Source organism: Kitasatospora sp. NPDC057965, from assembly GCF_042887135.1.
Classification (GTDB): Bacteria; Actinomycetota; Actinomycetes; order Streptomycetales; family Streptomycetaceae; genus Kitasatospora.
The window spans coordinates 211,068-221,971 of sequence record NZ_JBHVPZ010000015.1 but is presented as its reverse complement, the minus strand read 5'-3'; the positions used below and the strand labels follow the sequence as shown (position 1 = coordinate 221,971).

Genomic DNA, 10,904 nt, shown 5'->3' with positions numbered 1-10,904 from the left:
GCGGGCTTGTCGGTCTCGCTCTGCTCCGGGGGGGGGGGGGGGCGCGGGGGGGGGGGGGGGGGGGGGGGGGGGGGGGGCCCGGGCGCGGCCGCCCCGGGGCGCCCCCCCCCCCGGGGGGGGCCCTCAGTGCTCCAGGGCGGAGCGCAGGTCCCACAGGGTGCGCCAGGTGGCGGCGCCCTGTTCGGCGCGGCGGCGGACCGGGCCGTCCCAGTAGCCGAGCAGTCGGGCGGCGTCGGCGGGGTCGTCCTTGCGCACCACGCCGATGAGCTGACCGGGAAGGCGGCCGAGCAGGTCGCCGCCGTCGGGCAGGTAGGCGGCGGTGACGCCGAGGGCGGTGGCCACCGACACGGCCTCGGCGGTGCTCATCACGGTGGAGGGGCGCTCGACGTCCCAGCCCTCGGTGGAGCGGCCGGTGCGCAGGTCGCGGAAGGCCGTGACCAGGGCCTCCAGCACCGCGTCGTCCACCGCGTAGGCGGCGCCGGCACGGGCCACGGCGGCGGTGGACTGACGGCGGACCAGCTCCACCTCGGCGGCGAGGCTGCCGATCGGGCCGACCGTCTCGAAGTTGAACCGTCGCTTGAGGGCGGCGGACATCTCGCTGACGCCCTTGTCGCGCAGGTTGGCCGTGGCGATCAGGGTGAAACCGGGGACGGCGTGCAGCTGGCCGTCGGGGGTGCCGGCGAGTTCGGGGACGGCGATCCGCCGCTCGGAGAGCAGCGAGACCAGTGCGTCCTGGACCTCGGGCAGGCACCGGGTGACCTCCTCGACCCGGGCGACCGCGCCGGTGGTCATCGCGGTGAGCACCGGGGAGGGCACCAGGGCGTCGCGACTGGGACCCTTGGCGAGCAGCAGGGCGTAGTTCCAGCCGTACTTGAGCTGGTCCTCGGTGGTGCCGGCGGTGCCCTGGACGGTGAGCGCGCTGGTGCCGCAGACGGCGGCGGCGAGGAGTTCGGAGAGCATCGACTTCGCGGTGCCGGGCTCGCCGACGAGCAGCAGGCCGCGCTCGCCGGCGAGGGTGACGACGCAGCGTTCGACCAGGGCCCGCTCGCCGACGAACTTCTGCTCGATCGCCAGGCTCTTCCGGCCTGCCTTGAGCTTCTCGCCGCCGCTGCCCATCACGAAGGTGACCACGGCGCGCGGGGTGAGCCGCCAGCCGGGCGGGCGCGGGCCCGAGTCGTGTGCGGCGAGGAAGTCCAGCTCGGCGGCGTACTTCTCCTCCGGCAGGACGATCTGCCGGGCGGTGGACCCGGCCGGAGCCGCGACGGCGGCGGTGGTGGTGGTGGCGGCGGTGGCGGTGGTGGTCATCGGCGGGCCTTCCTGCGCTTGCCGGTCTGGAGCTCTTCGAAGCCGGGGGCGTCCCCGTCGGTGACGCGCTGCCAGGCCCGGGTGAACAGCTCCGGGACGGACAGCTGCGGCAGCGCGGCGTGGTGGGTGGGCAGGGCGTAGAGGCCGGCCTTCCAGGTCTCGACGGGCAGACCGGGGGCCTTGGCCTCCTGCCAGCCGCAGGGGAGGAAGAGGCTGCGCCCGGCGCGGGCCCGCTTGGCCTCCACGACCAGCCCGGAGGCGAGGAGTTCGGCGCGCGCCTTCTTCAGCCGGACCGGCTTCCAGCCCGTCCAGCGGGCGACGTTGCGGTCGGTCGGGTCGGGCAGGGCGAGCAGCTGGAGGTAGACCACGGCGGCGTCCTCCCCCAGCTCGTGGGTCTTGGCGACCTCGGTGACCAGCTCCGGCACCGTGAGCAGCGGGTGGTGGGGCCAGACCTCGGCCTCGGCCGTGGCGCCGGCCTTGGCGCCGGCCTTGGTGCCGGCCTTGGTGCCGGCCTTGGTGCCGGCGTCCGCGTCGGCCGTGCCGGGGAGGTCCGGCAGGGCGACCAGGCGGTCCAGGGTGCCGTCCAGGAGGGCGGCGAGAACGGTCCGCTGGCGGGCGAGCCAGTAGCTCTCGGCCAGGCCGGCGAGCAGCTCCAGCGTCGGGTCCTGCGGCCCGCTCACGCCCGCCGGGCGCCACCAGATGTGCTCCGCCCCGCCGTGGGAGGGCGACAGCACCACGACCTCGCCGCAGCGCACCAGTCCGTCGGCGTCGGCACCGCCCTCGGCGGGCAGGCCGAAGCGGGTGCGCAGGACGGCGGCCAGCGGTTCGCCCTTGCTGTTGCGGCGCAGGTCGAAGGCGAGCATCAGCCCGGGGTCGGCCAGGCGGGTGCGCAGCGCCTGGACGGCCGGGGCGAGCAGCGCGCGCAGCGGGCTGTTCCAGGGCAGCCGGTAGGCGAGCCAGGCGAGGGCGTCGACGAACTCCGACGGGTCGCTGTAGTCCGGCAGGGCGTCCGCGTCGTCGGGCAGCAGGCCGACCGTGCCCGCCTCCCCCTCGGCGCGCAGCCGCTGACGGGTGGTGCGGCTGAGCCACGGGGTGACCGCGTGGTTCAGGACCTCCTCGACGTTCTGGATGCTGGTGCCGCTGACGGCGGCCTGGTCCTCGTCGGACAGGGTCACGATCCGGCCGAGGCGCTGCGTCCAGCGGGCGGCGCCGGCGGCGCTGTCCGGGCCGGTGGTCCAGAGGTCCTGCGGGTCCGCGGGCAGCAGGGCCGCCCAGACCTCGCCGAGGACGGACCGCTCGCGCCCGCGCAGCCAGTCGCGGGCGGCCTTGGCCTCGGCGGACTTGAGGCCGTACTCCTTGAGCGCGGTGGCGGGCAGCGGCGCGCCGTACCACTGGAAGAGGGTGCTGGTGGGGCTCAGCAGCAGGGTGGAGCGGACGGCGCCGATGCCGGTGCGCTCACCGAAGTCGGCGGCGCGCTCGGCGCGGTGGGTGATGGCACCGTGCAGGGCGAGCTGCGCGGTGAACTCGCTGAGCCACGTGCCGGTGACGCTCTCCTCGGTCCCGCGCTCCCTGGCGGTACCGAAGTGGGCGACCGGACCGAAGGCGCCGCTCGGGTCGTGGTCGACGGCGAGCCAGACCACCTTGTCGTCCTGGTGGTGGCGGCAGCCGAGGATGACGACGGTGCGCCCGCCGTGCCGCCAGACCTGGCCGGCCCGCGGCGCGTGCTTGCCCTCGTCGGCGTTCGGATCGGTGAGCGGCTCGGTGAGGAGCAGCTCGCGCAGGGTGGCGCCGCGGTCGGCGAGCGGCCCGCTGGTGAACTCGGAGAGCAGCACGCCGAGCGAGGCCCGGTGCCCGATCGTGGTGAGCGGGGCGGCGGCCGCGTAGGCGAGGGCGCCGAGGTTGCCGAGCACGTGCAGCCAGCCGTGGTGGGTGTCGTCGCCGTGCAGCCGGACCTGGTGCGGGGTGCTCCAGCCGTCGCCGTCGGCCGCGGGGGGATCGGCGAGGACGGCGGTGACCGTACGGAGGTTGTTGAGGACGCGGTAGTTGGCGCTGCGGTCCCAGGAGCGGCCGAAGCCGCCGGTGCCGGGCAGCAGCAGGGTGACCGCCTCGCTGAGCTCGTAGTCGGTGCCGTGCTCGGGCCGGTGGGCGAACTCGGGGGCGCTCGTGGAGGCGGTGGCGCGGCCGTCGTTCTCGGGCTGCGGCAGGTAGCGGGCGATCGAGTCGAGCAGCTTGGCGGCGGTGCGGGCGAGGCCGGCGACGCCGGCCACCAGCTGCCGGTGGCCGATGCCCGGCAGGACCTGCGCGACGGCGTCGAGCGGGAGCTCCTCGACGGCCTTGCCGCTGCTGACGACGGGGCGGCGCACGCCCTGGACGGTGATCCAGCGCTGCTGCGCGGCGGGCACCGGCTGGGCGTCGGCCGGCCAGGCGGCGTCGACGAGGCGGGCGGCCTGTTCGTCGGTGACGGCGCGCAGCACCGTCGAGCCCTGCTCGTCACGCGGGCGCAGGGCGTGCCAGAAGGCGAGCGGAAGCACGACGGGGGTGCCCGCGGCGTCCAGGCCGCCGGGGCGGCCGGGTTCGTAGTCGGCGGTGTAGCCGGTCGGGTCGGCGGTGACGGTGCCGTCCGCCGCGGAGTGCGCGGCGGGCAGGGCGAGGGCGAGGTGGCGGCCGACGCCGGACTGGACGACCGGCCGGCCGCCGCCGGGCAGGGCGATCCGGCCGAGCGGGTACGTCGGCTTCTGCTGCCCGGAGTTGTCGGCGACGAGCGTGGTGCCGTCGGCGGTGCCGGTGGTGACCTTGAGGTTCTCGGTCCGCGGCCAGCTGCCGAGCACGGTGCCGTCGGTGCCGAGCGGGGTGGCCTCCAGGCCCGGCAGGAGCGGCAGCAGCCGGGTGCGGCCGAGGTCGAGACGGCCCGCGGCGGCGCCCGCGGCGATCCGCGGCGGCTCGGACGCGCGGCCCAGGGTGCCGGTGGCGGCGTCGAGTTCGTGCAGCACGTTGCCGCCGCGGCCCCAGCGGGCGGTCCAGTGGCCGGTGCCGTCGGTCAGGACGTGGTCCTGATCGGACACCTGGGTGTCGCCGACGTGCAGCGGACGGTGGCCGCCGGTGCGACCGCCGCCGGGCAGCGGCAGGCTCGGCATCTCGGTCTCGTCGCTGCCGCCGTAGTAGCGGGCGATGCTCTCCCCACCGAGGACGAAGGTCTCGGCGGGCCGGCCGGACCAGTAGGCCCGCTGCTTGCCGTCGTGGAACCAGACGACCAGCAGTTCGCCGTCGGCGAAGCGGAAGTACGGGTGCTGGTGGCTCTCCAGCTTGTCGGGGATACGCAGGGTGTGTTCGAGCACGATGCCCTGCGGCCCGGCGACGACGACCTGGTTGCCGCGCGCGAGCACCAGGTTCGGCCAGGCCTCCTGCAACACCAGCCCCTTGGGGTGGGCGCGTCCGGCGCCGTAGCCGGGGGACTCGCCGTACTCGACGCCGAGCTTGTCGAGCGCCTCCTCCAGGGCCGGCCAGGCGAGTTCGTCGAGGATGCCGCCGCGCAGGGCGCCGGCGAGCAACCCGGCCACGTCGAGGTCGGCGACGCGCCGGGCGGCGGCCGGGTTCTCGTCGCGGATGCCGGCGCGGTGGGCGCTGAGCTCGCGCACCGCCTCCGTCGCGCTCTCCAGGCCGCGGACGGCCACCAGTTCGTCGACGCGGGCGTCGGACCACTCGACGAACAGCTCGCGCAGCACCGGCCGGGCGGCCAGGCCGCGGCTGTCGACGGCGTCCCAGACCGCGGGGACGGCGGCGCGCAGCGAGGGCCGGAAGCGGGGGTCGGCGGCGACGGCCGCCAGGGTGCGGCCGTCCGCCGAGGAGGAGGCGACCCACGGCTGGAGGAGGAAGCTGTAGCCGTCGTCCGGGTCGGCGACCGGAACGCCCTGCGCGAGCAGCAGGTCGAGGAGTTCGATCTGGGTGGCGCTGCGGCGCACCCCGGCGAGGAGGTCGACCGGCACGGCCTCGGCGCGCAGCCGCTCCAGCATGCGGTCGACCAGGCCGAGGGTCCCGGTGTTCAGGCCCCGGTCGCGCCAGCCGCGGCCGAGGTGGTTGGTCCAGCGCTGCAGCCAGGCGGCGGCCGGCTCGGGGGCGGCGGCGCCGTCGGCGGCGGGCGCGGCGGGCGGGTCGGTGAGCAGCCGCTCGGCGCCGCTATCGGCGAGCAGGGCGAGCCAGGCGGCGTCCTGGACGTCGGCGTCGTTGTTGCCGGGCGGGTCGGGCAGCAGCTCCAGCAGCCGGACGCGGACCGTGTCGTCGCGCTGCCCGAGGGCGACGATCGCGCCGTGCCAGACCTTCCAGAAGGTGCCGGGGGCCCGGTTGACGGCGGGTGAGGCCAGCAGTTCGGCGATCAGCTCCCGCTCGTGCTCGTCGCGGTCCAGCTCGGCGGCCTTGAGCAGGGCGCGGGCGTCCTCGGCGACCCCGGCGTAGGGGGCCATGCCGGCGGCGGAGCGCTCGGTGCACAGCTGGCGGAACCGCTGCCAGGCGGTCAGCGGGTCGAGCCGGCCGCTCAGTTCCTTGACGTACTGCCGCAGCGCCTTGACGCTGAGCGCGCCGGCCAGCGCGAACTCCAGGAAGACGGCGCGCAGCCGCTCCTCGTCGACGGCGAGGTTGTGGGTGCGCTCGGCCTCGCGGGCCTTGCCGAAGAAGGTGCTGGCATAGCTCTGGTTGCCCTGTTCGAGGAAGATCCGGCCGACCTGCTCGCAGTAGGTGGGCAGGAAGTGCGGGACGGCGCGGCCGAGCCGCACGGCCAGCGCGTCGAACCCGTCCTTGGCGTTGCCGGGCTTGGACTTGGCCTGGCGGGCGAGCCGCTCCATCTCCTTGACCAGGGCGAGCGCGTGGTGGCCGTTGGCCGGGTCGTTGACGAGCGCCCAGGCGGGGAAGCCGAGCGCCTCCTGGCGGACCTGGCCGACCTCGGCCGGCTCGCCGGCGGGGACGAGTCCGAGGAAGTCGACGGCGGCGTCCTCGGCGGGGCCGAGCGCGCCGGGCACCAGGCGCACGACCCGGCGCTCGCCCAGGGCGGGGTGGGCGTAGCCGCGGGCGGTGAGGACGTCGGCGGCGCTGTCGGGGGTGCCGACGTCGGCCAGGGTGCCGGGGGCGAGGATCGCCCCCGCCTCCAGCAGCCGCTCGTGGCGGGCGGCGTCGCCGCCGGGCGCACCGGTGGTGCGGTCGGGTCCGGTGGTGGTGCTCATGCGGCTTCCTCCCCTTCGATCGTGCGGCCGGCGTACAGTGCGGCGGCCATCCGCATCCCCTCGGACCAGGCGACCGGTCCGACCTCGGCCAGCGGCAGGACCTTGCCGTCCGGGCCGGTCCAGCTGAGCGCGCCCGTCTCGCACTCGTCGTACTCGTAGTAGTCGCCGACCCAGACCCGGGCCTCCAGGGCGAGGCCGTCCTCGACGACGGGCAGCACGGCGTGTCCGCCGCGGACCCGGTAGCCGAGCCGGGCGCAGCGGCCGAGCAGGTCGCGCAGCGCGGCGTAGTGGCCGCCGGCGTAGGTGCCGACCTCGGTGCCGGCGGTGTCGCCGGGCCGGTGCCAGACCTCCCGGTACAGCTGCTGGACCTGCTGGGAGACGCCGAGTTCGACGGCGAACTCGCGCAGCTCGTCGAGGTCCTCCAGCAGGACCGGGTGGGGTATGCGCAGTTCGCCGTCGGTCAGGCGGACGGTGTCCCCGTCGAGGTCGACCAGGCCGAGGCCGCGCTCGGCGTCGGCGCCGCGCAGGAAGCCGGCGACGGCGCCGTCCGGCCCGGTGACCACCAGGTCGCGCAGGACCTCCTGCCAGGCCTCGTCCGCCCAGACGGCGGTGACGACGGCGGCGGGCACGGGCAGCGAGCGGACCATCCACCGCTCGACGGTGTCCAGGCAGCCGCGCCGGTGCGCCTCCAGCCACTCGGTGAGCTGCTTGAGGCCGACGACCACCGGGTCGTCGTTCAGCTTCGGCGGGACGGCCTTCAGCAGGCGGCCGGCCGCGTTGCGGCAGACCACCTTGCCCTCCTCGTCGAAGGCGACTTGGTAGCCGCCCGTTCCCGTTTCCACCCACGCCACGGCCGCTCTCCTCCCAGCTGGTCAGTGATGGAAGGAACGTAACGGGACACACTGACAACACGGCCCGCGGGGAGGGGTACCGAGCGGTAGGAAGGCCGGGCGGCGGTTCTGGGCCGACCTCAAACCGCTCGAACGGGTGATCCAATGCCGGTCGGGATCACGTCCGATTGACGGTCAGCCGCAGGATCCGGTCGTCGCCGGGACGCGGATCGCCGCGGCCGTCGGTGTTGTCGGTGAGCAGCAGCAGGGTGCCGTCCCGGTCGGCCACCACGGCGCGCAGGCGGCCGTACGCGCCGGAGAGGAAGTCCATGGGCGGGGCGGCGAGCCGGTCGCCGTCCAGCGGGACGCGCCAGAGCCGCTCGCCGTGCAGGGCGGCCAGCCAGACGCCCCCGGCGGCGTGGGCGATGCCGCTCGGGGAGGCGTCGGCGGGGTGCCACTGGGCGACCGGGTCGACGAGGCCCGGTCGGCCGGCGGCGCCCTCGACGGTCGGCCAGCCGTAGTTGCCGCCGGGGGTGATCAGGTTCAGCTCGTCCCAGGTGTCCTGGCCGAACTCCGAGGCCCAGAACCGACCTTGCGGATCCCAGGCCAGTCCCTGGACGTTGCGGTGGCCGAGCGACCAGACCGGCGAGCCCGGGAACGGGTTGCCGGGAGCGGGAGCGCCGTCCGGGCTGAGGCGCAGGACCTTGCCGCCGAGGGAGTCGCGGTCCTGGGCGAGCGGGGGTTCGCTCGCGTCGCCGGTGCCGGCGTACAGCAGACCGTCGGGGCCGAAGGCGATCCGTCCGCCGTTGTGCCGGCCCCCGTGCGGGATCCCGGTCAACAGCGCCACCGGCTCGCCGAGTTGGGATCCGGCCGGGCGGGCGGGGTCGTAGTCGAGGCGGGCGATGCGGTTGTCGGAGGCGGTGGAGTAGTAGGCGTAGACCCGGTGGTCGGAGGCGAAACCGGGTGACAGGGCGAGGCCGAGCAGGCCGCCCTCGCCGCCGGCGGTGACGCCGGGGACCGTGCCGGCCACGGTCTTCGTGCCGTCCTTCGCCGAGACGCGCAGGATCCGGGCGTCGTCGCGTTCGGAGACCAGCAGGTCGCCGTCCGGCAGGACGGCCAGGCCCCACGGGGAGGCCAGGCCGTCGGTGACGGTGCCCGAGACGTCCACCGAGACGGCGGCACCCGGGGTCGGGGACGGCGTCGGGGTCGGGGTCGGGCCAGGGATCGCTGCGGTGGGCGCGGGTTCGGCGGCCGAGGTGGGCGAGGCGGGCGAGGTGGGCGCCGAGGCCGGCGTGGACGGCGCGCCACCAGGCTCGGGGGCGGCGGCCGAGGAGCAGCCGACGGTGACGGCCGGGCCGAGCACGAGGGCGAGGGCGGCGAACAGCGCGGCGGAACGACGGGGCATCGGTGACCTCTCCCGGGGCACGGCGGGGGCGGACGCGGCGGCGGAACGGACGTCCGGCGGACGCCCGTCCAGCAGACCACACCCGGCCCGGCGCCGGTCGCAACCCGCCGCGCCCGCACGACCGTTCGAGGGACCCCGGCACGCCCGCGAGGGGCGCGCCTCAACCGGTCGGCGAGGCCGTCGACCCGGCTGCCGACCCCGCCGCCGAGCGGACCGCCGAGCGGGTCCCCGCGCGCGGCACGATCACCGGCGCGCCGTCCCCGGGGGCCGCGAGCACATCACTGTCCACGTCGTACAGCGCCCGCACCAGCGGTGCGTCCACCACCTCGCGCGGCGCACCGCAGGCGATCACCTCGCCGCCGCGCATCGCCACCACCACATCGGCGCAGCGGGCCGCCGCCGCGAGGTCGTGCAGCACCATGACGACGGTGCGCCCGCCCGCCGCGACCTCGCGGACCAGCTCCAGCACCTCCACCGCGTGGCCGAGGTCGAGGGCGCTGGTCGGCTCGTCGAGCAGCACGACGGGGGCGTCCTGGGCGAGCACCATGGCCAGCCAGCAGCGCTGCCGCTGGCCGCCGGAGAGCCGGTCGAGCCGGCGGTCGGCGAACTCCTCGACGCCGGTGACCCGCAGCGCCTCGGCGGTCAGCCGCTCGTCGTCGGCCGACCACTGCCGGAACAGCCCTTGGTGCGGATGGCGGCCGTAGCGGACCAGCCCGGCGACGGTGACCGCCTCCGGGGCCTGCGGGCTCTGCGGCAGCAGCGCGACCCGGTGGGCGGCCTGGCGGGGCCGCAGCTTCCAGACGTCCTCGCCGCCGACCAGCACCCGCCCGGAGTCGGGCCGGTGGAGGCGGGCGATCGAGCGCAGCAGGGTGGACTTGCCGCAGCCGTTGGGGCCGACGATCGCCACCACCTGCCCGCCGGGCACGGTGAGGTCCACGCCGCCCAGCACCGGACGCCCGGGGCCGTACCCGGCCGTGAGGCCCTCGACCGTCAACTCCATGGCGGTTTCCTTCGATTGGGAGGGGAAGGCGGACCGGGCGGCGGACGCCCCCCACGGAGGGGCGCCCGCCGCCGGCGGTCACTTGGCGCCGAGCGCCTTGGCGATGTCGCCGATCACCACGTCCGCCGCCAGCGGGCCGCCGCGGGTGGACCAGACCGAGCCGTCGACGGTCACGGTGTGGTTGTTCTTCACCGCGTTCAGCTCCTGGTAGGCGGGCTTGGACTGGACGTCCTTCAGCGCGGCCTTGCCGTCGTCGGTCAGGGTGGAGAGGAACAGCCAGTCGCCGTCGATCTCGTTGATCTTCTCCAGGCTCAGCGCCGGGGTGTGGGCGTTGCCGTCCTTGTCCTGGGCCTGCGGGCGGGTCAGACCCATGTCGAGGGCGACACCACTGGCGAACTGCTTCTTCTCCATCCAGCTGGGGCCGGTCGGGTTCCAGCGGACGATGGAGACGGCCTTGCCCTTGTTCTCGCCGAGCTCGCCGCCCGTCCTGGCGGCCTTGGCGTCGTAGTCGGCGATCACCTTGTTGGCCTGGTCGAGCTTGTTGACGGCGTTTCCGATGCCGCGGAAGGAGAGCTTCCAGTCGTCGGTCGGGGCCATCGTGACCAGGGTGGCCGGGGTGATCTCGCGCAGCTGCTTGAGCACCTGCTGGTCCTGCATGTCGCCGGCCAGGATCAGGTCGGGCTTGGCGGCGATCACCTTGTCCATGACGGGCTGCAGCAGGTTGCCGACCACCGGGACGCCCTGGACCTTGTCCTTCAGGTACGCCGGCGGCTCGTTGAGGCCCTGTCCGTTGGTGATGCCGGCCGGCTTGAGGCCGAGGGCGAGCACCGCGTCGAGGTCCTCCTGGGTGAGGGTGACGATGCGCTTGGGCTCGGCGGGGATCTCGACGGCCGTACCGGTGGCGTCCTTGACGGTCCGCTTGCCGCCGGCCGCGTCGGCGGCCGGGCCGCCCGCGGCAGCGGACGGCGAGCCCTGCTCCGAGGGGGAGCCGGCGCCGGAGGAACCCTTGTCGGAGGAGCCCGACGAGCCGCAGCCGACGAGCAGGAGCGTGGCCGCCCCGGTGGCGGCCAGCACCTGGACCGCACGGCGGCGGGCGAGGTCGAACGGGCTCTGGGGGGTCGACGGGGTCGACATGGGGGCCTCCGGGCAGGGGT

At 75.8% G+C, this 10,904-nt stretch carries 6 protein-coding genes; all 6 read right to left on the bottom strand.

The window, feature by feature from the left end:
- Window positions 1-123: 123 nt before the first annotated feature.
- The 6 genes from ACFVVU_RS21205 to ACFVVU_RS21180 all read right to left on the bottom strand — a co-directional run bounded on the left by ACFVVU_RS21205 (window position 124) and on the right by ACFVVU_RS21180 (window position 10,884).
- Window positions 124-1,305, bottom strand: a complete 1,182-nt coding sequence (locus tag ACFVVU_RS21205; RefSeq protein ID WP_387791518.1) for an AAA family ATPase — start codon at window positions 1,303-1,305, stop codon at window positions 124-126.
- Window positions 1,302-6,515: a hypothetical protein gene (locus tag ACFVVU_RS21200; protein ID WP_387791517.1), complete on the bottom strand. Its 5,214-nt coding sequence runs from the start codon at window positions 6,513-6,515 to the stop codon at window positions 1,302-1,304. The genes ACFVVU_RS21205 and ACFVVU_RS21200 overlap by 4 nt, the downstream gene beginning before the upstream one ends.
- Window positions 6,512-7,366, bottom strand: a complete 855-nt coding sequence (locus ACFVVU_RS21195; protein ID WP_380679864.1) for a DUF4132 domain-containing protein — start codon at window positions 7,364-7,366, stop codon at window positions 6,512-6,514. The genes ACFVVU_RS21200 and ACFVVU_RS21195 overlap by 4 nt, the downstream gene beginning before the upstream one ends.
- A 157-nt stretch (window positions 7,367-7,523) precedes the next feature.
- Window positions 7,524-8,750: a PQQ-dependent sugar dehydrogenase gene (locus ACFVVU_RS21190; RefSeq protein WP_387791515.1), complete on the bottom strand. Its 1,227-nt coding sequence runs from the start codon at window positions 8,748-8,750 to the stop codon at window positions 7,524-7,526.
- A gap of 160 nt (window positions 8,751-8,910) precedes the next feature.
- A complete protein-coding gene (locus tag ACFVVU_RS21185; RefSeq protein WP_387791514.1) occupies window positions 8,911-9,750 on the bottom strand; it encodes an ABC transporter ATP-binding protein in 840 nt (279 codons plus the stop codon).
- A 78-nt stretch (window positions 9,751-9,828) separates the two neighbouring features.
- Window positions 9,829-10,884 carry an ABC transporter substrate-binding protein gene (locus ACFVVU_RS21180; protein ID WP_387791512.1) on the bottom strand — a complete coding sequence of 352 codons (1,056 nt, stop codon included), beginning with the start codon at window positions 10,882-10,884 and terminating at the stop codon, window positions 9,829-9,831.
- Window positions 10,885-10,904 lie beyond the last annotated feature (20 nt).